The organism is Trueperaceae bacterium (assembly GCA_036381595.1).
GTDB lineage: Bacteria > Deinococcota > Deinococci > Deinococcales > Trueperaceae > DASVCN01.
The window spans coordinates 15900-37517 of the sequence record DASVCN010000012.1; the positions used below are offsets into that span (position 1 = coordinate 15900).

At 63.5% G+C, this 21618-nt stretch carries 17 protein-coding genes, 1 other RNA gene and 1 riboswitch; of the genes, 2 read left to right on the plus strand and 16 right to left on the minus strand.

The window, feature by feature from the left end:
* Positions 1–23: 23 nt before the first annotated feature.
* From metX to VF168_02950, 3 genes are read right to left on the minus strand one after another with little or no spacing between them, the layout of a single operon-like run.
* Positions 24–1220 (minus strand): homoserine O-acetyltransferase, encoded by a 1197-nt coding sequence (metX, locus tag VF168_02940; protein HEX7003123.1) that lies wholly within the window; start codon positions 1218–1220, stop codon positions 24–26.
* The gene (locus tag VF168_02945) at positions 1217–2536 is read right to left on the minus strand and encodes an aminotransferase class I/II-fold pyridoxal phosphate-dependent enzyme (protein HEX7003124.1); all 1320 of its coding nucleotides are present in this window, start codon (positions 2534–2536) and stop codon (positions 1217–1219) included. The genes metX and VF168_02945 overlap by 4 nt, the downstream gene beginning before the upstream one ends.
* Before the next feature lie 2 nt (positions 2537–2538).
* Positions 2539–3855, minus strand: a complete 1317-nt coding sequence (locus VF168_02950) for an O-acetylhomoserine aminocarboxypropyltransferase/cysteine synthase (GenBank protein HEX7003125.1) — start codon at positions 3853–3855, stop codon at positions 2539–2541.
* Positions 3856–4129: 274 nt separating this feature from the next.
* Positions 4130–4253: riboswitch (SAM riboswitch) on the minus strand.
* A gap of 270 nt (positions 4254–4523) precedes the next feature.
* On the opposite strand from VF168_02950, the gene VF168_02955 reads away from it, so the two are divergent.
* Entirely contained in the window at positions 4524–5669 is a 1146-nt protein-coding gene (locus VF168_02955) for a DegT/DnrJ/EryC1/StrS family aminotransferase (protein HEX7003126.1), read from the plus strand.
* Here VF168_02955 and VF168_02960 read toward each other — a convergent pair.
* The 3 genes from VF168_02960 to VF168_02970 all read right to left on the minus strand — a co-directional run bounded on the left by VF168_02960 (position 5663) and on the right by VF168_02970 (position 9406).
* The gene (locus tag VF168_02960; protein HEX7003127.1) at positions 5663–7381 is read right to left on the minus strand and encodes an O-antigen ligase family protein; all 1719 of its coding nucleotides are present in this window, start codon (positions 7379–7381) and stop codon (positions 5663–5665) included. The genes VF168_02955 and VF168_02960 overlap by 7 nt on opposite strands.
* A gap of 46 nt (positions 7382–7427) precedes the next feature.
* Entirely contained in the window at positions 7428–8915 is a 1488-nt protein-coding gene (locus VF168_02965; protein ID HEX7003128.1) for an O-antigen ligase family protein, read from the minus strand.
* Positions 8916–9031: 116 nt separating this feature from the next.
* Entirely contained in the window at positions 9032–9406 is a 375-nt protein-coding gene (locus VF168_02970) for a type II secretion system protein (GenBank protein ID HEX7003129.1), read from the minus strand.
* A gap of 298 nt (positions 9407–9704) precedes the next feature.
* Here VF168_02970 and ffs point away from each other — a divergent pair.
* Positions 9705–9801, plus strand: an RNA gene (gene ffs, locus VF168_02975) — signal recognition particle sRNA small type.
* 143 nt (positions 9802–9944) lie between these two features.
* Here ffs and VF168_02980 read toward each other — a convergent pair.
* The 10 genes from VF168_02980 to VF168_03025 all read right to left on the minus strand — a co-directional run bounded on the left by VF168_02980 (position 9945) and on the right by VF168_03025 (position 21577).
* Positions 9945–10826 (minus strand): fructosamine kinase family protein, encoded by an 882-nt coding sequence (locus VF168_02980; GenBank protein ID HEX7003130.1) that lies wholly within the window; start codon positions 10824–10826, stop codon positions 9945–9947.
* A 5-nt stretch (positions 10827–10831) separates the two neighbouring features.
* Entirely contained in the window at positions 10832–11317 is a 486-nt protein-coding gene (locus tag VF168_02985) for a low molecular weight protein-tyrosine-phosphatase (protein HEX7003131.1), read from the minus strand.
* A gap of 95 nt (positions 11318–11412) precedes the next feature.
* The gene (locus VF168_02990) at positions 11413–13602 is read right to left on the minus strand and encodes a bifunctional (p)ppGpp synthetase/guanosine-3',5'-bis(diphosphate) 3'-pyrophosphohydrolase (protein HEX7003132.1); all 2190 of its coding nucleotides are present in this window, start codon (positions 13600–13602) and stop codon (positions 11413–11415) included.
* A gap of 119 nt (positions 13603–13721) precedes the next feature.
* Positions 13722–14855, minus strand: a complete 1134-nt coding sequence (locus VF168_02995) for an LptF/LptG family permease (protein HEX7003133.1) — start codon at positions 14853–14855, stop codon at positions 13722–13724.
* 87 nt (positions 14856–14942) lie between these two features.
* Positions 14943–16904 carry a hypothetical protein gene (locus VF168_03000; GenBank protein HEX7003134.1) on the minus strand — a complete coding sequence of 654 codons (1962 nt, stop codon included), beginning with the start codon at positions 16902–16904 and terminating at the stop codon, positions 14943–14945.
* 9 nt (positions 16905–16913) lie between these two features.
* Positions 16914–17630 carry a hypothetical protein gene (locus VF168_03005; protein HEX7003135.1) on the minus strand — a complete coding sequence of 239 codons (717 nt, stop codon included), beginning with the start codon at positions 17628–17630 and terminating at the stop codon, positions 16914–16916.
* Between the two features lie 101 nt (positions 17631–17731).
* Entirely contained in the window at positions 17732–18976 is a 1245-nt protein-coding gene (locus VF168_03010; GenBank protein ID HEX7003136.1) for a pitrilysin family protein, read from the minus strand.
* Positions 18977–18983: 7 nt separating this feature from the next.
* A complete protein-coding gene (locus VF168_03015; GenBank protein HEX7003137.1) occupies positions 18984–20228 on the minus strand; it encodes a pitrilysin family protein in 1245 nt (414 codons plus the stop codon).
* A 124-nt stretch (positions 20229–20352) separates the two neighbouring features.
* Positions 20353–21243: an indole-3-glycerol phosphate synthase TrpC gene (gene trpC, locus VF168_03020; protein HEX7003138.1), complete on the minus strand. Its 891-nt coding sequence runs from the start codon at positions 21241–21243 to the stop codon at positions 20353–20355.
* A gap of 52 nt (positions 21244–21295) precedes the next feature.
* A complete protein-coding gene (locus VF168_03025) occupies positions 21296–21577 on the minus strand; it encodes an acylphosphatase (protein ID HEX7003139.1) in 282 nt (93 codons plus the stop codon).
* Positions 21578–21618 lie beyond the last annotated feature (41 nt).

Consider the following 21618-nt stretch of genomic DNA (forward strand, 5'->3'; position numbering starts at 1 on the left):
CGGGCAGGGTCGGCGGTAGCCGGCTAGAGCTCGTTGAGGAAACGCCTCAGTCGGGCTGCGACCTGTGGGAACTCGATCAGGAAGGCATCGTGCCCGTGCGGTGAGTTGATCCTCGCGTACCTGGCGTTCGGCAACTCTTCGACCAGTCGCCGCTGCTCAGGTTCGGGGTAGAGCACATCGCTGCTGATCCCCATCACCAGGGCCGGTATGTCGATCCGCTTCAGCACATCCGAGAGGTGGCCGCGACCGTCGCTGAGGTCGAAGTCGTCCATCGCCAACGTGAGGTGGATATAGGTGTTGGCGTCGAACCGCTGCACCAGCTTCACTCCCTGGTAGGAGAGGTAGGAGGCGATCTCGAAGCTCTTGCTAAGCGCCTGCAGCCCGTTCGGCGCCGCTGCGCCATCGCCGCTGGCGCGCTCCCGACCGAACTTGGATTCGAGCGAGTCGAAGGAGCGGTAGGAGAGCATTGCGATGGCCCGAGCGAGTCCCAACCCCGTCTCGGGCTGCTCGAAGAGCGGGTAGTGGCCGTTCTGCCATGAGGGATCGGCCATTATCGCCCGACGGGCGACCTCGTTCAGCCCGATAGCCCAGGCGGAGTGGCGGGCTCCGACAGCGATCGGCACGATAGATCGGACCATCTCGGGGAAGCAGGCCGCCCACTCCAGCACCTGCATGCCGCCCATCGATCCGCCGACCACCGCAGCGAGCCTTGTGACGCCAAGGCGATCGAGTAGCATCTTCTGGGCCCGAACCATGTCCCTGATCGTGTAGCGGGGGAAGTCTATGCCGTAGGGGCGGCCCGTTCCCGGGTCGATGGAGGCGGGCCCGGTCGTCCCGTAACAGCCGCCCAGCACGTTCGAGCAGACGACGTAGAAGCGGTTGGTGTCGATCGCCTTGCCGGGACCGATGAGCGGATCCCACCAGCCGGGCACCTCCTCGCGTTCGTGGACGCCGGCAGCGTGAGCGGAGCCGGTGAGCGCGTGGCAGATCAGAACGACGTTGTCTCCCTTGGCGTTCAGCTCACCGTAGGTCTCGTAAGCCAGAGCTACGTGGCTCAGCGTACTGCCCAGCTCGAGCGGCAGAGGCTCGTTCGGTGTCGCGATGTCCACTACCCCTGTCTCGATCGGGCCGGCGCTGCCGGGGTGAGTGCCAGAGCTGCGCGCCAGGAGCGCGGCATGGTCACCCCAGGTTTCGTGGACGAGCGTTCGGGCCGAGGTCATCTCGCTGCCCTCAGCGCCTGGGCGAAGTCGGCCTTCAGATCCTCGACATCCTCCACACCCACGCTCACCCGGATGAGGCCAGGCGTCACGCCGGCAGACCGGCGAGCATCCTCGCTCATACTCGAGTGAGTTGTCGTCCACGGGTTGATGACGACCGTCTTCGAGTCGCCGATGTTGGCCAGGTGAGATGCCAGCCTGACGCGGTCGAGGAAGTCGCGTGAGCGTTCGATGGTGTCGGTCTCGAAGCAGAGTACGGCGCCGAAGCCGTTACGGAGCACTCGCCTGGCGGTCGCGTGAGACGGATGGTCCTCGAGCCCCGGGTAGACAACTCGTTCGACGCCCGGCACTCCTCGCAACCAGCGAGCCAGCTCGAGCGCCGAAGCGCACTCCTTCGCCACCCGCAGCGACAGGGTCTCGAGGCCCTGCAGGCCCAGGAAGGCATCGTGGGCAGAGAGGGTCATCCCCATCGTGAAGAGGCCGAGGTCGTAGACGCGGGCGGCCAGGGCTGCTCTGGCCCCCGACCCGACAGCGCTGCGTCCTCGCCCGTCGACCTTGTGGAAGGCCGGGAATCGCTCCTCGTCCCACTCGAACGAGCCGCCGTCCACGACCACTCCACCTATGAAGGTGCCGTGCCCGCCGATCCACTTGGTTGCCGAATGCACGACCGCGTTGGCGCCCTGTTCGAGCGGTCGGCAGAGGTAGCCGCATGCGCCGAAGGTGTTGTCGACTATGAGTGGCAGCTTCACCCTCTTCGTTGCCTTGGCGATCGCCGGGATATCGGCGACTGTTCCGCTGGGATTGGCGATCGACTCCACCCAAACTCCCACCGTCTCGTCGTCCACGGCTCCCGCTATCGCTTCTGCTGTCGGTTCCACGGCTTTGATCGAGCATCCCCATGGCTCGAGGATCTTTCGAGCAACGGAGAAGGTTCCGCCGAACACCTCCCGCGAGACGACGACGTTTGCGCCGGGGCGGGCGATGGCGAGGAGAGTGGCGGTTGTGGCGGCCTGGCCGGAGGAGAGCGCGACAGCAGCCTCTCCCCCTTCCAAGGCCTCGACCCGTTTGGCGAAAGCCTCCACCGTCGGGTTGTGCATCCTGCCGTACTGGTAACCAGGGGACGAGCCGGCGAAACGATCCGTCGCCTCCCGAGCGCTGCCGAAGACGAACGAACTGGTGAGGTAGATGGGCACGGCTCGAGCTCCCGTAGCCGGGTCTGCCACCTCCTGGGCCGCGTGGACCTGGAGCGTATCGAAACCGCGCTGCTTCGGTTCCGTGGCCTCGTCCTGATCCAATACCGCCTCCGGCTCGTCCTTCACGATCAGGCCGCTGCCAGCCGCCGAGCCGCCTCCAGAGCCTGGCTCAGGTCATCGATCAGGTCGTCTACGTGTTCGAGGCCCACGGCGATCCGGATCTGTCCTGGTGCCACGCCGGCCGCGCGCAGTTGGGCTTCGCTCAACTGGGAGTGAGTTGTGGACGCGGGGTGAGTGACCGACGTCTTGGCGTCACCGAGGTTCACCAGCCGCGAGGCCAGTTTGACGGAGTCGAGGAAGGCTCTGCCGGCACCCGAACCGCCCTCCAACTCGAAGGTCAGGAAGCCGCCGGCGCCCTTGGGGAAGTGCTTGCGCGCTCGCTCGTAGTAAGGGTTGCCGGGAAGCCCCGGGTAGTTGACCGAGACCACCTGCGGCTGCTGCTGGAGCCACTCGGCGAGCGCCTGGGTGTTCTCGATATGGCGCTCGGCTCTGAGCGAGAGGGTTTCAAGGCCCTGGAGGAAGAGGAAGGCGTTCTGGGGGCCGAGGGCCGCTCCGATGTCTCTAAGCCCCTCGACTCTCGCCCTTATGGCGAATGCGATGTTACCGAACGGGCCGTCCTTCCCGAAAACTTCCCAGAACCTGATCCCGCCGTAGCTCTGGGAAGGTTCGGTGAACACGGGGTAGCGGCCGTTACCCCAGTCGAAGGTGCCGGCGTCGACGATCAAGCCGCCGATCCCGGTGCCGTGTCCGTTGATCCACTTGGTCGCCGAGTGGATGACTATGTCGGCCCCATGTTCGATCGGCCGGTAGAGGTAACCGCCCATGGCGCTGGTGTTGTCGACCACGACCGCCACACCTCGCCCGTGGGCGTGCTGGGCGATCGCATCCAGGTCTGGCAGTTTGAGCGAAGGATTGGGGATCGACTCCAGGTAGACCCCCTTCGTTTTCTCGTCTATGAGCCGCCCGAACTCTTCCGGACTGTCGTCCGGATCGGCGAAGCGTACTTCGATGCCCAAGCGAGGGAGGGTCACCTTGAAGAGGTTGGTGGTGCCGCCGTAGAGGTTGGGTGAGGCCACGATGTTGTCGCCCGACTGAGCAAGGGTAGCGATGGTGATGAACTCGGCGGCGTGACCGGAAGCCACCGCGAGAGCGGCTGTTCCCCCTTCCAGCGCCGCGATTCGCCTTTCCAGCACATCGTTCGTCGGGTTCATGATCCGCGAGTAGATGTTGCCGAACTCCTGGAGAGCGAAGAGGCGGGCCGCATGATCGGCGTCGTCGAAGTTGTAGGCGGCCGTCTGGTAGATGGGGACCGCTCGGGACTTGGTGGTCGCCTCGACCTCTTCCTGACCGGCGTGGATCTGCAAGGTTTCGAATCGGTAGGACACTAGTTTGCTCCTCTGCTGCGGGTTCTCGGGTTCTCGGGTTATTGGTCGATGCGTCGATACGACGCCTACGGCGACGCGACTGGCGCCGCCGCGTCGAGAGCGAACCTAGCTGTGGCTGTCGTCAGCCGCTGCTAGGCCGCGTTCAACATTCGCAGCGAGAGGTGCTGAAGTGTCTTCGTAAGTTTTTCTTCGAACTGCATCTGCCGGTCGCCTCCTTCGCCCTCGTTTCGGGCTCGTTCGGCCCTCTGTCTGGGCCTTCGATTAGAGGCTTTCGCCCCTATCTTCCCGGTCGGCGCACCATCGTGGCTGTGCCACCGGCTGGAGTTAGCACCCGCCTGAATGGAGGCTGGTTGCTGCGGAGTCATCGGGCCAGATCCCTCGTCCGCTCTGGATAAGGTCCCGCTTGGCGCGCTCAACACGCTTCCGAGCAAGATCGTCATCGAGTAAAGCACGCCGGGTGGGCGTGTGGCAAGCAGCGGACGACAGGTGGCCGCCCAGGACATCGCTCATACGCGTGGAGGCGGAGAACCTGTCACCGTGGGAGACCTTCGTGACTCGTGGCAGTGTTGCAAGCATCCCCCGGTTCGGTTCCCGCCTACTCCCTGTATAGTTCTGCCGGGCAGTGAGTCGGAGTTGTCATGACCAGCGATCCCAAAAAGAAGATTCCCATGCTCGATCTCACGCAGGAGATCGACGAACTTTGGCCCGAGATCACCGAAGCCGTCCACCGGGTGCTGCGAAGCGGCAAGTTCATCCTGGGGCCGGAGGTCGACGCCTTCGAGCACGAAGCCGCGGAGTACCTCGGGGTCAAGCATGCCATCGGGCTGAACTCCGGGACCGACGCACTGGTCATCGGCCTGAGGGCTCTAGGCATCGGACCTGGCGACGAGGTCATCACCACCTCCTTCTCGTTCTTCGCCACCGCCGAAGCGATCGTCCTCGTTGGCGCCACGCCTGTCTTCGTCGACATCCGAGAGGACTCCTTCAATATCGATCCCGACCTGATCGAAGCGGCGGTAACCGAGCGAACGAAAGCGATCCTGCCTGTCCACCTCTTCGGTAATCCGGCGGCAATGACGAAGATCATGGCCGTGGCCCGGAAGTACGGGTTGAAGGTCCTGGAGGATTGCGCTCAGTCGTTCGGAGCCGTCTACTACGGCGACTCGGAAGGTGACGCCGAGGGGCCTGACACTGATTTGGTGGGCCTAAAAACCGGCGCTATCGGGGACGCCGCCGCCTTCAGCTTCTATCCGACCAAGAACCTGGGCGCCTACGGTGACGGCGGGATGTTGGCGACGAACGACGATGAGGTCGCGCGACTGGCGCGGATGTTGCGAAACCATGGCGCCTCGCCGGAGAAGCGTTACGAGAACCAGATGATCGGCTACAACTCGCGGTTGGACGAGATTCAGGCGGCGATATTGAGGGTGAAGTTGCCCCGTGTGGATGAGTGGAACGAGAAACGGCGGGCGGTGGCTGCTTCCTATACCCGTGCACTCGAGGCCCTCTCGCTCTTCTCGCCTCCTTTTGAAACCAGAGGCCATATCTACCACCAGTACACGATTCGAGTAACCGGCGATGAACGGCCTCGACTAAAGAGAACTTTGGATGGGATCGGGGTTTCCAGCGCCTTTTTCTATCCTAAGCCTCTCAGCTCACTGCTGACTTCTGGCTTCATGTCAAGCCCAACTCCGGTTGCCGAGATTTCGGCCCGGCAAGTCTTGAGCTTGCCCCTATGGAAGGGCATGAATGCGTCGGCGACTTCCGGCGTGCTGAGCGCCCTAATAGAGGTTGCGCAACAAGTATCTCAGTGAACCTCGTCTTCTCTGTCAGATGACGCTGTCGCCAGAATTGCGTTTGCGTCCTCTATCCACTGTGCGTACCTCTCCGGTGTCATGCGGCGCTCTCCGTACGGGTACTCGTCTGCAGGGAAGACCTCGAGTCCGGCATTAACAGCGGTTATGGCCTCCTCGTGTCGGCCGATTGCCAAGGCGGCGTTCGCCCAATCTAGATAGTTCTCCGGATGCTGATAAGGGAACCTGGAGGCGAACTCCCGAGCGAGAGCCAATCGCTCGTCGGGCGACTCGATATAACGCTGCTCTGCCCTGACTACCCACGAACTTAGAGGGTAAAGCTGTCGAGCCCTATGCAAAATCGCTAGTCTATCGGCAGGGCTGGCTCGCTCCAGCGCCGGTAAGACTTTGTAGTCGATCCCCAGGTACCGGTCTACGGAGCACATCACTCCATCGCATGGGAAGAACCACCATGCTGCCAACGACGCTCCAGTGATTACGGTCGCTACGCTCAGTGCTCGAGGCACAAGCCTCTGCCACATTGGTCGCGTCTGTCGATCAAGAGTTGTAAGCTTCGAATAGATGACGCCGAGCGACATAAACGCGAGCATCATGAAACTCGGGTAATAGGAAGTTACGTCGAAGGCCAGCGTCATCCAGAACCCACCTACGGCTAGGGCCCAAGGCCAGTCAGGCGAGAACCATACCCGAACTAGCGGTGGCACGAGCAGGAGCAACAGGAGCGCAAGCCGAAGCCAACCGCCCGTCGCCAGAGTCTCCAGATAGTAGTTATGCGGGCTGTTAGACCAGGTCATTGGGTACTTCTGGTAGAAGTGAGCAGTAGCTTGGTAGCTCCCAACTCCTGCTCCAAGCGGCTGATCCAGAACAACTGCGAGAGCCTGATCCCAGTAACGGAGTCTCTGGCTAAATCCACCATGCTCTGCCACGGCTTCAACCTGCGCCCCCACCGATGCCTTCTTTCCCATAGCAGTCAAAAGCGGCTGGTTGGGAATAACGCGATCGATTGATATTACTAACGACCCAATCAGCAATCCAACGAGAAGTATTGATCGCGGCCCCGTCTTTTTGATGCAGCGAACGACTAGGAGTACGAGCGCTACCGTAAGCGGAAGATAGACGGCCCTCGCACCCGATATCAGTGCCAGGTACAGACTAAGTAAAGATAGAAGAAACCACCCTACGGTCACGAGTGAAACACGTTTAGTTTGCAGCAGATTGAAGAGCGCAATGGGTAGCACAAGTAGGGATTGGGCACCAACCACATAGTGAACGGAACCCGACGTGTATCTTTGCAACTCGAATAAGTTCAATGGCAGTGCTGCCCAATAACCGTAAGCAAGCAGGATTACGTTAAGCGGAAGAATGAGTACCGGAGTCCGTAGGCCGACCAAGAACGAGGAGATGAATCCAAGTCCCCAAATGAGATAAACTGTGCTGTTGCCTGGAGCCGTGGACCACAGAAGCGTCAGCGCTCCGGCTAACCAGAACAACTGGACACGCCATGAAAAGGCATCGAGCCTAATCTGGTGCACGGCAAGAATCACCAGGCAAGTCAACGCAATCCACAGGCTTGGCTGCTGGTATGTAAAGTTGACTTCATCCCACATCCAGGACAAAAGCAAAACCATGGCCAGGCTGCTTGCGAATGCGAGGACAGACACGGCATTCAGCCTGTCGGACCAGGTGCGTTCACGGGACTCAAGGCAGTTCATGGAGAACACTATCGTGGTGGCCCAGTAGACCTAGAATCAACAGAGACTAAACTGCCTCTTCAGCGAGACGCTTCCGCCCGAGTTCCCTATGCGAGGTTCCGGCGGCCAATCCGGCCAAGCCGAGGAACATTGGATCCAGGTTGAACGTAGCAAACCAAGCTTGCGCGAAGATCGCAAACGTAAGTAGTGAAGCAGAAATCGCTAGCGCTTCGATCGACGGTGCTCGCATTACCGGCCTAAGAAGTAGGACCACGCTAGCAAGGAAAAGCAGCAATGCCGGTAGGCCATTGGCCAGTGCTAGATCGAGCAAGTAGTTGTGGGCCTTGTCGTAGTTCGCCTGTATCATTACCATTCGGCCCGCTTCGTCATCATATGCAGTCAGGAGGGTGCCCGCTCTAAAGACGTCATCGATAAGCCGGGCCGGAAAGAACTCCAAGTAGAGCTTCTTCTCCTGCTCCGGACTGGCGTAGTTCCAGACCGCCTCGGAAAAGAATCCTGGGCCGAAGCCCGTAAGAGGTCGTGCGGCGAGCGCCGTGAGGCCGACCTGCCAAGTTATCAGGCGACTCGAGAAACTCCTGTCCTGACCTCGACTGGCTTCTGTTAGCGAAGTGATCTGCGATCGACTCGCTGCGCTACTCCATATTGCTGTAAGGGCACCAGCCATCATGATCGTGGAAATCAGTACGACGAGGCGCCTCCTCCCCCCCTGCCCTTTAACGCAGCCGATTCCTGCTACCAGAATCCACGCCAACAACGCACCGATGATCGCGGCACGCCCTCCACCGAAGAAGACAGCCATGGTTAGAACGAACACAAGGCCGATTCGCCATGCGTGGATTCGCCCACGCAGCACAGTCCAAGTTGCAGACAGGATCAGGACGCCCGCAACCCATGCCGTGGCCAACGCAGGATGCCACAAGGACGCACTGGGTCGACCGGCAACTACTATCGCGGGATTAAGCAGCTCAAGTGGTTCCAAGCCGAACCCCTGGAGGCTCATCCAGATTGCAACAAGGCCTCCTCCGACTTCAGCTGCAATGAGCGGAAATCTTCGACTTAGCCGACTGCGCAGAGCTGACGCAAAGGCAAGCAGCGGAAGCGAGTACCAAAGCAACTGAACCAGTACGCCATCGAAGCGTGGTTCCCGTCCAAGAAGGACGAATCCGAGTGAGTTCGGAGTCAAGAATGCAGTGACGCACATCGTCACCAGGAAACCTACATACGCCTGTATTCCTGATGGCGCTCGAAGAAGTCTGTAAGGAGTGCTTTTGAGATCAAAATCCGAATAGGCGAGTAGCGTGCCGACCAAACCGATCAGCCAAGTAATGCTCAGAGCAATAATCTTCGGCATCGTAAAAGCGTGGAAGGAGCCGGTAGATTGCGGGCCCACGCCGAAGGGATTGATGATCACCGGATACACGGCAAGCAGGGAAATCCAGAACAAGGCCTGGCTTATCTTGCACGCTCGCTCGACCGAGAAGACCGCACGCGCCATTCGTTCCGTTTTGGAAAGATAGACTGCTTCTTGACTCACTACACTCGATTCCGAAAGGGCTGAAAAGAAGGTGACTCAGCGTCAGTCGTATCAATTAGGGATGCTACGCCTCCCGTTCGAAGGACGGAAGGCGTAGCACAGCAGACGTTGAGCTGTTAGTTGCCTATCGTGTAGGAGTCGCCAGCGGGGTTGGTGCCACCAGTGTAGCTAATTGTTACCGAGGTTACGTCGGCGGTATAGCTGCACCCAGTTGCATTGCCCCAAGGCTTCACTGTGTAGGCACCGAAGATGCCGTCCACTTCACAGCCAGCAGGAAGAGTATCTGCAGCCACGGTGTTGTTCGGGTCTTCGGCGATGTAAGCCTGACCGGCAGTGTAGATGTTCCGGGCATGAGACTCGGCAGCACGGTCAACAGCCACCTGACGGGCACGGAGCAGGTTCGGGATGAGAACCGCTGCAAGGATGCCGATGATCGCGATAACGATCAGCAGCTCGATCAGGGTGAAACCCTTGTTCTTCTTGTTGCGCATTGAGCGCTCCTCTCGATGTGGGCGGTCGATGAAAGATAGATGAAGTCGAGCGCCCGGTCTAGTTCTGGCCCAAGCCCTCTGCTTGAGCACGAAGGTAATTTTGCGCAGAACCTCTTACAGAACTCTTACAGGATTGTCACTTGACCTACATATGTTAGGTATTTCTCAACGGCCACAGCAGGGCGAGCGGTCAGGGAGAGGCCAGGCATCCCGGGGTCGATCGCCCAAGAAACGCAGCTCGAGCGCCATGTAGCACGCTCACCCGCCGTCCAGCAGCATGGTGGTAGCCTACGGAGTCCCGTCGGCTCAGCGCGGTGGCGACCCTCGAATCTGGTCAGGTCGGAAGAAGCAGCCATAAGAGGTGATCGTCAGGTGCCGCTGAGGCCCGGCGGGACTTTCTTTTCGGAGCAATGCAAAACCGACCGGCTGAAAGGATCAAGAGTCCTGAGCCAGCCGGAGACCGGCCGAAAGGATCGAAAATCCTAACTCAGCTCCCGAGCCGGGCCAGAGACCGGTCGAGAGGGTCGAAGATTCGAAGTCAGAAACCGAGCCGATCCAGCCTCTCCTCCACCCGACGCACGTATCCGGCCCCGAAAAGCGCCACATGAACTAGCAGCGGATACAGCTGATAGAGGTCTCGCGGCAAGCGGCGATAGTCCTGGTCCACCCCCCGCAGCTCCTCGTAGCGCTGCCAGAACCCGCGGCCGAACGTGGAGAACAGTTCGATGAACGCGAGTTCGACCTCCGGGTCCGCGAAGCAGATCGCCGGATCCAGGAACGCCGAGACCACGCCGCCCCGGAACAGCACGTTGCCGCTCCACACGTCGCCATGTATGAGCCCTGGTCGCGGCGAGTGATCGAGGAGTGACGGCAGGCCTTCGACAACAGCCTCCAGTCGGCCGGCGAGCGGAGGACCTATGTGTCCACGAGAAAGGCAGATCTCCAGCAGAGGTTCGAGTCGCTGCGAGCCGTAGAACGCCGGCCAATCGCTGTCCCAACGGTTCCTCTGCGGGAACGGGCCGATCAGCGTGTCGAAGTAGAACCCGAACGAGTCAACCGACGGCGCGACCCCGAAGGGAGGATGTTCCCCCGGCTGGAGCGAGTGCAAGCGGGCCAGGTGCTCGGCAGCGTTCCGTTCCTCCTGGGCGCGCGAGCCCGACTCTCCCTCGACGAACTCCATGATCAGCAGATCGTTGGAGTGTTCGACTACGGCCGGTACCGGTAACGCGGCCTGCGAACTCAGGAACTCGAGCATCCGCGCCTCGACCGAAAGTGGAGTTCGCTCCGAGGTCTTGACGACGAAGCGCCTCCCGTCGCTCAACTCGACGAGGCGCACCTCGGCGATCATGCCCCCGTGCAAGTCCACCAGGCGGGAAACCGGGCATCCCAGCTTCTCCGCTAGCTTGTCGCGAAGGTGCATCGGCGTCAGGCTGCCGGCACCCTCAGCTTCCCCTTGACGTCGGTCAACAGCCCCCTGGTGGCTTCCTCTATCAGGTCGAGGACCTCGTCGAAGCCGTCGTCGCCGCCGTAGTAGGGGTCGGGGACGTCACGAACCTTCTGGTCGGGGGCGAAGTCGAGGAGTCGGTGGAGATTGGCTTGGGGGCAGAGAGACTCGACGGTCTCGTAGTTGTTCGTGTCCATCACGATCACGTAGTCGTGATCCATGCAATCTCGCTCGGCAACCTGCCTCGCTCTTAGTGGCGAGAGGTCGTAACCGCGTCGCTTGGCCGCCTCCACGGCGCGCTCGTCAGGAGAGTGGCCCACATGCCAGTCGCCGGTTCCCGCCGAGTCTATCCGCACACGGTCGGTCAACTCGGCTTCCTCGACCAGGTGGCGGAAAACCGCTTCCGCGGTCGGAGATCGGCAGATATTGCCCAGGCACACGAAGAGTACGGATACCTTGTCGCTCATAGGTAGCAACGTTAGCAGGCATCGCGGATCTCCCTGAAAGCTGGATTACCGTGTTGCCCAGCGGCTAGCAGGGGGTCGAGGAGGATCGGCCTGGTCTACGCCTTGAGGCCCGGCTTGCTCCGGTAGATGCGCGTAACGTCGGCGATCCGCCGCACGTTCTCCTTTATGAAGTCGATCTCGGTCTGGTCCTTCACATCCACCCTGAAGTGGATCCGAGCGCTCGAAGCGTCCTGCACGTCGGCCGTAACTCGGCTGGCGGACTTGTTCATCGCGGCGATCACGTCTAGCACATCTTTCAGCAGCCCTGGCCTGTCGACAGCGATGACCTCGAAGTCGACCGGGAACACCTCGCCGGAGGGGGCGTCCCACGTCACGTGGATGAACCTCTCCCCTTGCTGGTTCATCAAGTGCTTCACGTTGGGGCAGTCGACGCGGTGGACCGTTACTCCTCGGCCACGGGTGATATAGCCGATGACCTCGTCGCCGCGCACCGGGGAACAACATTGTGCGAGCTTGGCCGGTGAGTCGAGCCCCTCGACCAGCACGCCGGAGATGCTCTTGCCCGGCACCTCCGCCGGCCGGGACGGCTCCTGCCTGGAGACCTTCTCGGGGGCCAGGAACTCGAGCACCTGTCTCGCTTGAAGTCTCTTGGCAGCCAATGCCAGATAGAGGTCATCAACGGAATCTCCGTCGATCAACCGGTTCGTGGCCTGCTCCAGCTTGGCTTTCGTCGCGTAGGTGCCCATGGGCATCTGCCGCCTCTTAAGAGCCCTCTCGAGCGTCTTGCGGCCGGCCTCGAGCTGGCCCGCCCGCTCTTGCTGTCGGAAGTAGTGGCGGATCTTCTGCTTCGCGCTCCTGGTGACAGCGAGATTGAGCCAGTCGGGTGAGGGCCCGTACTGAGCCGAGCGGTTGGTGAGGATCTCGACCCGGTCGCCTGTCTGCAAGCGGTAGGAGAGCGGCACGATCTCGCCGTTCACCCGCGCCCCGATGCACCTGTGACCTACCTCTGTGTGGACCTGGTAGGCGAAGTCGATCGGAGTCGAGCCTCGAGGCAGGTTCAGCACGTCTCCGGCAGGCGTGAAGACGAGGACGCGCTCCGAAAGCAAGTCGCTTTTGACGGCGTCCACGAAGGCGTCGGCGCTTTCGGTGGTGTCGTCGACGTCGAGCAGCTGCTGCATCCACTCGAGGCGCTGCTTGATCTCCTCGGTGTCCTCGATCCCCTGCTTGTAAGCCCAGTGCGCGGCGACGCCGAACTCGGCGACCTCGTGCATGCGGCGCGTGCGTATCTGCACCTCGATCGGCTGACCCAGGAGCCCGATGACCGTCGTGTGGAGCGACTGGTAGCCGTTGTGCTTGGGAACGGCGACGTAATCCTTGAAGCGCCCCGGGATCGGAGTCCAGAGGCTATGTACTATGCCCAGTGCCCGGTAGCACACTGCCTTCTCCTGATCCTCGCGGGAGAGGTCGGAGCCGTTCGACGGCTCGATGATGGCTCTGATCGCCATCAGGTCGAAGATCTGGTCGAGGTTCTTGCCGTCGCGCTGCATCTTCCGGTAGATGCTGTAGAGGTGCTTGCTGCGGCCTCCGAGCTCGAAGCACAGGCCGTCGGCGCGCATCTTCTGCTCGAGCAGTTTTATCGATTCCTGGACGTAGGCCTCGCGCTCGGCGTGGCGCATCCGCACCTGGCGCTGCAACTGCCTATAACGGTCGGGCTCCAGATAAGAGAACGCCAGGTCCTCTAGCTCGTTCTTTATATGGTTGATACCGAGCCGGTGTGCGAGCGGCGCGAAGATCTCCTGGGTCTCGCGCGAGATCCGTTGCTGCTTCTCGGGGGAGAGACTGGAGAGGGTGCGCATGTTGTGAAGCCTGTCGGCCAGCTTGACCAGGATGATGCGAACGTCGCCGATCATCGCGAGCAGCATCTGCCTCAGGTTCTCGGCCTGCTCATCCTCGTAGACGCGAACTGCCAGCTTCGAGATCTTGGTCTCGCCTTCGACTATGCGCCGCACGGTGGCGCCGAACTCCTGCTCGATCTGCTCGAAGGTGACCTCTGTGTCCTCGACGGTGTCGTGGAGGAGGCCCGCGATGAGGGCGTCGGCGTCGAGTCGCATCTCGGCGAGGAGGGCCGTCACCGCCACGGGGTGCACGATGTAAGGCTCGCCCGACTTGCGCATCATGCCGCGATGCGCCCGTTCGGCCACCTCGTACGCAGCGTTGACGCGCGCCTTGTCGGCTTCAGATAGGTAGTCGATGCTGGAGGCGAGACTAGTGGTCAGGGCTTCCATCTAGACCTCGTACTGTACCACCCAGACGCGATTTTCCCCGATAGTGACGTAACCCCGGGATCGGAAGGTGATGTGACGGTTAAGGCCAGCAGAGATGCAACTCACCGGCAGAGGTACGTTCACTTGGGAACGACCTGTCGCGAGAGGAGGTAGAGGCCGGCCGCGCCCAGCACTATGTTAGCGAGCCAGACGCCCAACCACACCGGCAGCTCGCCTGTCTGTCCCAGAAGCTGGCCCAGCGTGAGCAGCAGGTACCAGGCAAGGGTCACCACCAACGAGAGGCCGAAGGCGACGCTGCGGCTGCGGGCGTAGGTGAGCGAGAGCGGTAGGGCAACCAGGAGGAGGACGAGGCTCGCGAAAGGTTCGGCCAGCATCCGGTGGAAGAGCACCGCCGCGCTGCGCTGCTCCCGGACGGGGAGCGCCCCGTCATTCGCGTCCGCGTAGACCTCGCTGATGGAGCGCGGGTCTATGAACCCGCCCTGGCTGAAGCGGGTGACGAGCTCGTCCGCCCCGCTCTCCATCGTGAGCAGCAGGCTGCTGTCGGGATCAGCGGCGCGACCCGAAGCCCTTACTAGCTCCTGGAGCGTTTCGGACGGTTCGGCGGCGTTCGAACCGGATTCGATCGCCGAGAGGTCGAGGGCGAGAGTGCGGTAACCGTACAGCCGCAGCCCGCTCTCCACGAACTCGGCGCGATCCGCGAAGATCAGTCCGACCTGGCGGTCGTCCCAACGTTCGATCCGCACGTCGAAGATCTCCTCGGTTTGCCGGTCCACCCGCTCGAAGTTGAGGGTGAAGCCCTCGACCGGTAGGCTCTGACCTGCGAGCCGGAAGAGACCACTCCCCCCGGCCGTCATCTCCCAGTAGAGACTGCCCACTCGCGCGTTGGTAACCGGCAGCACCCACTGGTTGAGAGACAGGGCCGCGAGGGTTGCGATCAACCCCAGTACCACGAACACACGGCTGATGCGCCCAAGCGGGACGGCACCGGCCTGCATGGCCAGCAGTTCGTTGTCGGTCGCCAGCCGACCGAACGCCAGGAGCACCGCAAGAACGACGGCGATGGGCAGGGTCTGGACGATCGCCAGCGGGTACTGGAGCCCCAGCCACACGGCCACGTCCGCGATCGGCGCACCGACCAGCCACTGGAGCCGTGAGAGCGTCGCGCTCACGACGGCCAGCGTGCTGTAGAGGACCAGTCCGAACAGCAGCGGCGGCAGGCTCTCGGCCAACAGGTAGCGATCGACTCTCTTCACGACAAAACGGGCCTGATGCGGCCCGGTGGGCCACTATACCGTGAGGTTCGGCGACTCGCGTACCTGGCTCCAGCGGTCCTGAAACCCTCAGTGCTCCAGCGCCAGGCCGAACGAGGTCGAGAAGACGCCCTCCTGTTGACGGTAGCCGAGTCTGACCGTCCCGCAGCAGGAGGCCCAGGTGATGTTGATGCCGTGCCCGGAGACCCTGGGCAACTCGCTGTGCTCGATGAGCGGCACGAAGTCCAGAGCCAGGAAGGGGGTGATCGTGCTGTTGTCGAACTCGATGGGCACCGCGGCACTTACCTCGAGCAGTCCGAGGCCTCGCTCGTCAGGTCGCAGGTCGTAGCGGAAGCGGCTGCCCGCCTCCCACTCACCTTGGACGGCCCTCGCACTCGCCGCGAAGTAGCCGTCGCGGTCGCCACCCGGATCCGGATCGAGCAGGCCCGCCAGTTCTATCCTGCTCTCGAACGTTATCGACCAGAGTCCCGCCGGGTAGCTGACACCGAACCCGGCTCCCAGCACCTCCAGGCCGCCGGGATCGCTTTCGGCCGACCTGAGGAGGTCGTAGGTGAAGTCGATGTCGAAGCGGCCGTCCGCTCCGCCGGCCAGCCTTCCGGCAACGACGATTGCTGCGTCCAGGCGGCTCGAAGGGGTAAGGCGATCGAGTTTGGCGCTGAAGGGTGACCCGGAATCGGTCCACAACCTGTTCCAGCTGACCGAAACGGTGAACGGCGACCGACTGTAGCTCCAGCTGGGCCGCAACGATACGCCGTACTGGCTCGTCCCCAAGGCCGGATAGGTGGTGCTCTCCCCTTCCAGCGCCAGTGCCAGCGTTCCCGCCCCATCGAGGCTCGTCTGGGCCCTTACGCCGCCCCTGACGCCCAGCCTGGGCGACAGCACGCTGCGACCCGAGATGGTCTGCGAGCTGGCAGCCGAGAACGCCGCCCCGTGCCAATCGAGCTGCTGTCCCGAGCCGAAGACGAACGGACCCGGCGCCGCCCGAAGCGAGACCACTCCCTCGTGCAGGAAGTCGCTCTCGGGGTAGTGGCGGTTGCGTACCGAGAAGACGGCCTCGACTGCGGGCGAGATCTCGCGCACCAGTTCGAAGTCGGCCTGCGGGCCACTCCGGGCGCGTCCGACGCTGAAGCTCGCCCCCTCCTCCCGGTAGTGCATGAGAGCGTAGGCGAGGAGCGGAGTGAAAGGATCGAGGCCGAGGATCCCCATCTCGAGCGAGAAACCCTCCTCGAGCTCCAGTTCAGGGATCACCACGCCCAAGCCAGTACCCTGGTTCGGTTTGTACTCGAGGGTCACCGGCGGCGACAGCTCGTCGATCTCGTCGCTGCTCAGTTCGACCCGTTCGGCCAACGGCACGCTGATGCCTGCCAGCTCCAGCTCACCATCCTCGATGGCTATCACCTGGGCCTGCAGGTCGAGACTCGCGGAGCCACCGCTCACCGTGTAGAACGGTTCGCCCGGGCAGGTGCAGGTGGTGACGGTGACACCCCGTAACGACACCAGGTCACCCGTCAGCAGCGCCTCCTCTGCCGCCAACCTGAAGCTGTCTCCCAACACCCGAACGTCTACCGCCCTGGGGGTGCCGGCCGCCGCCTCGATGGCCAGCACGCCGGCGCTCCCCATGACTCCGCTGCCACTGAAGGTAACGTCGGTCAGTTCCAGTACCTCGCCGTCCGATTCGAGCAGCTCGGCCTCGACCCGCCAGCCGTCGAATAGGAGGGTGGCATCGGCTATCTCGGCCCGCAGCTCGTCATCGGAGCGAAGGCCGGCCAAAGTCGCACGGTCGGCGGTGATGGTCCACCTCCCGCCTTCCCCGACGATGCAGACACTGCCGCTGAGCTCGGCAGCGGTCCCCGCGGGGTCCGTTTCGAACTGCTGGAAGTGAGCGGTCCCGAAGCCGGCGATGCTGAGCGTGACGGGATCGTTGGACAGGTCGCACTGCGCCGAGGCGAGGGCCGTGACGCAGAAGAGAAGTAGTGCCCCCACGACCTGACGGTAGCGGCGGGAGGCGTCGTCCAGGCACCGCTTCGTCACGTCGGGAGGTCAGGGTTGCGAGTTCTGGTCGGCAACCTCGCTCTCCTCGGTATCGCCCAGGTACCGCTCGAGGCGCTGCTGCACTTCGCGGGTCACGCTGCTCGAGGCGACCAGGCCGCCCTCCTCCGTTGGCGTCAGCGCGAGCAGGGCGCCTTCGCGCTCCGAACTCAGTTCGAACAGGGCGTCCTGGTACCGGTAGGGCGCGGCGAGCACGAGAACTCCCGAGGTGCCGTCGAAGTAGGCGCTCGCCGCCTCGAACTCGGCTCCTACCCCGGTCACTGGTCCCTCGAAGCTCACGACGCCGTCATCCGGGTAGTAGTGGAGCGCCCCCGCCGCGAGCCCCAGGTCGTCGCGCTCGTAGCGCACCTGGCCGCTGGCATCCAGCCGTCCCGCGGCGAGGTCGATACGTACCTCGTCTGCGTGCGCTGTACCGAACTCGCCCGTGACCTCTACGTCCTTGGCGTCCACGAACTCGCCTTCCCGGTAACTGATCCACTCGGCGGTGAGGGTGATGCCATGCTCCCGGTCGACTATCTCGCCGCCCTCGGGCAGAGTCGTGACGCCGGTGAAGATGTCGAAGACCTGTTCGCCGTGCGCGATGACGGTGAGCCCGGCGAAGGCTTCCTCCTCGAGGGGGGCAGAGTTGGCTTGCGGTTGGGCGGAGAACCCGACCGGTGCCAGGAGCAGTAGGAGCAGGAGGGACAGTGGGAGCCGAAGAGACAGCATGCCCTTCCGCCCGGCGCCCGTTCCCGCGGACTCGATCACAGGTAGCCCTGACTGACGCGCGGGTTCACCGGTGGCCCCGACAGATGCAGGCGACGGGCCCCTCAATCACCTGAAACTCCGTTCGGCCCCAGGCTGAAGGTGAACAGCCGTTCGAAGACGCCCTGGTCGAGCAGTTCGAGCGCCTGTTCGCGGGTTGCTCCCATCACTCGCGCGAGCTGCTCGTCCTGACTCTGATAGACGCCGTTGTAGATCCACGAGTTGCCTAGCGACATCAGCCTGCCGAACGGGGTCTCGCTGCTCAGGGTGAGCGCCGTTGCCAGCTTGTGGCGCGCCCGTTCCCACTCCTCGTCGGTAGGTGGTTCGCTCCGGGCAGCCGTCAGCACCGATCTCACCGTTGCCACCACCTCCGCCGCTCGTTCCGGCGCGGTAGAGGCGTAACCCATGAACGCTCCGCCCCGGTCGGCAGCGTCGTGCCACATCTGGGCGGCATCGGCCGTGCCCTTGTCGACGAGTGCCCAGTAGAGCCTGCTGCCGCTCGAGTCACCGAGTACGCTGGCGAGCAGAGCCGCGGGATAGCGCATGTCATCCTGCGCGCTGGGGCCGGGCGCCCAGAAGCCGATGTGGACGCGCTTCAGCTTCTCGTCGACGAGCTGTTCCAGGCCCGTTGCGGTTGCGAGCTCGGGGTAGGCGCGCTCGACCTGCTGCGGTTCCCAGCTCTCGGTCGCCGCCTGGACCTGGGCCAGAGTGGCGTCCCAGTCGTAGGCGCCTGCCAACGTGAGGACGAGATTGTTGGGAGCGTAACGGGAGCGGAAGTAATCGAGCATCTGCTTCCGGGAGAGCGGGCCGATGGTCTCGGGAGTGCCCAGCACGCTGTTGCCCAGCGGGTGCTGGCCGAAGAAGCGCTTGCTGCCCAGTTCGAACACACGTAAATTCGGACGGTCCTGGTACATGGCGATCTCCTCGAGGATGACGTTCTTCTCCATCTCGAAGTCGTCCTCGCGCAGTGCCGGTCGCATCATGTCGCTCAACAGGTCGATCAGGCGCTCGCGTTGCTCCGGCAGGACCGCGCCGTAGTAGACGGTGTGCTCCTCGCTCGTGTAGGCGTTGCTGCGTGCGCCGAGTTCGTCGAACTCGCGGTTTATGTCCTCGGCACTCCGCCGTTCCGTCCCCTTGAACATCATGTGCTCGAGGAAGTGGGAAACGCCGCTGATGCCGTCATGCTCGTCTCGTGAGCCGGTATTGACGAAGTAGCCTGCCGCCACGCTCTGCGCCGACGGGTTGTGTTCGCCGATGACGGTGAGGCCGTTCGGCAGGCGTGCGTGGTCGAAGCGGAAGTTCGTGCTCATCTTCACCTCAGGACGGAGCAGAACCGTTGGGACCGAGCGTCAGGACCGTCGGCCGTGGCGGACTCTGCATGGCCAGGAAGGAGTTTACGTCGTTGAGGGAGACGGTCGAAACCATCGCCTTGATCTGGGCGAGGCTTCGCGGCTCACCGCGGAGGTACAGGTCGTGCGCCAGAGCGGCTGCACGGGCACCGCTCGACTCCCCCTGCATCACCAGGTGCGAGAGGATGCCGGTGCGGGCTCGTTCCAGTTCGTCGGCGTCCACCCCCTGTCCCAGCCGGGCGATCTCGTCGAGCATCACGTCGAGCGTCTCGTCGGCGCGTTCGGGGGTCGTGCCCGCGCGCGCGACGACGTAGCCGTAGCCCCTCACCGCCCTGGCCCCCGCGTGGACGCTGTAGGCGAGGCCGCGCTTCTCGCGGACCTCGGAGAAGAGCCGGCTCGCGGTTCCGCCCGAGAGGACGTTCATCGCCAGGGTGTGCCGGTACCAGTCGGAGTGCTGGGGAGGCAGCCCGGGATAGGCGAGGCCTATCTGCACCTGGCTGGTTTCGGCCGCCACGTGGTGACGGCGGGGCGTCTCGACCTCTACCGCTGGCATCGCCGGCGGCGATCCCTGCCAGCCACCGAACGCCTCCTCGGCGAGAGCCGACAACTCCTCCCAGCGGACACCGCCCGCGGCGGCGATGACCGCACCTTCCGGGGCGTAACGGCTGCGGAAGTCTTCAGCGAGGCCGGCCGGATCGAGCGACTCGAGCCCTTCTCGAGTGCCGTAGGCAGAGCGGCCGTGGGCCGAGGTGAAGTAGTGGGCCGAAAGGAGTTCTCCGAGTCGCTGAGCTGGGCTGTCGTCGAGCGAAGCGAGCTCCTGGAGGGCCAACTCGCGGGCGCTGGCGAACTCCCCCTCGTCGAGTTCGGGTCGCCGGACCATGTCGGCCAGCAGAGGCAGCGCCTCGGGCAGTGCCGAAGCGAGCATGGAGGCGGTGAAGTTCGTCGTCTCGCGACCCGCTCCGCCGCCTCGGCGCACGCCGAGCGTGTCGAGTCGATCGTTGAACTCGCGTGAATCCATGCCGCCGGCGCCCCGCGAGAGCCAGTCGAAGAGGACGGTGGCACTGCCCTCCCTGCCTCGTGGGTCGGTTACCGAGCCGACGGGCAGGAGTAGCGCCAGGCTGAGACTTCGAAGCCAGGGCATGGGCTCGAACACCAGCGTCACGCCGTTGTCGAGGCGCCGAGTTCGAATACTGCTGTTGGTGTCGACCGTCATGGCAGCGAGTATATCGGCCGTTGCCGGCCCTCCGGGTGGTGCAGGTGGCCGTGCCGGCTCTGGCAGCGACAAGCGGGGAGTAGCCTTCTCGGACAGACACCGGAGGGCCCGAAGCCGATGGCACTCACCCTGATGGGCGGGCACTGCGGGGCAAGAGCTCGCGCAACGCCCGCTCGAGATCATCGGAGCCGGCGAGACTCGTACCCACCAGTACTGCGTCGGCAATCCCGTCGAGCGCTTCGAGCTCCTCTCGGCGACGATAGCCCGACTCCGCCACCAGCAATCCCTCGTAGCCTCGGCGGCGAGCCAACCGGCACAGCTGGGGCGCGGTCCCGGTGTCGATCTCGAGCGTCCTCAGGTCGCGGTTGTTGACACCGACGATCTGGGCACCGGATGCCAGCGCGACCTCGAGCTCCCGCTCATCGTGGACCTCGACGAGCGCGTCGAGCCCGAGGGACCGGGCGAAGCGCAGGTAGTCGGCGGTTCGTTCCCCGCATAGTGCGACGATCAGCAGTACCGCCGACGCGCCCGCCGACCGGGCCTCGAGGAGTTGCGCCGGGTGAACGGTGAAGTCCTTGCGGAGGATGGGGAGGTCAACGGCCGCACCGACCTGCTCGATGTGCGCCAGCTCCCCTCCGAAGTGCCTGCTCTCGGTCAGTACGCTCAACGCCGCTGCTCCGCCGGCGCGATAGGCCCTCGCGGCCGCCACCGGGTCGAGAGGTGCGATCGCTCCCTGGGAGGGACTGGCCCGCTTGACTTCGGCGATGACCGAGAGGCCGGGGGCGGCTAGAGCGGCGGCGAAGTTCGGGTGGGCCCGAAGCCCGGAGGGTAACGACTTCTGTTCCGCGGAACTAGCTGCTCTACGGTCCTCCGCGACTGAGCCAGAAACCTCTCCGAGCGGGTCGGTAGAGCCGCTGGTTGTCGGCGAGAGAATCTCTCCCGCCGAGCGCTTCGCCTCGGAGCCCGAGTAGTCGGAGTGCCGCTCGCGGGCGATCTGCCCGAGCACTCCCGGCACCCTGTCGAGGCGTTCGAACTCGAGTGGCGCCGGCTGTGCCGGTTCGGCGGGTTCAGTAGACGTAGAAACCCTCCGCTCCTCCGCCCTCGCCCCAGTTCACCTCGATGTCCTCCACCTCGGCATGGGTGGGGCCCATCCTCAGCTTGACGAGCAAGAGTTCGAGATCCTCGCGGTCTCCTTCGGCGACCACCTCGACCCGTCCGTCGTCGAGGTTCTCGGCGTAGCCCGCGAGGTGCAGGTCGATCGCGTTCCGTCTGATGAACTCCCTGAAGCCCACCCCCTGAACGCGGCCCGAGACGAGGGCCGTCAATCGCGTTCTCTCCGCATCGCTCACGCCGCATGGTAACGCGATTCACAGGGGTGCCGGTGGTATCC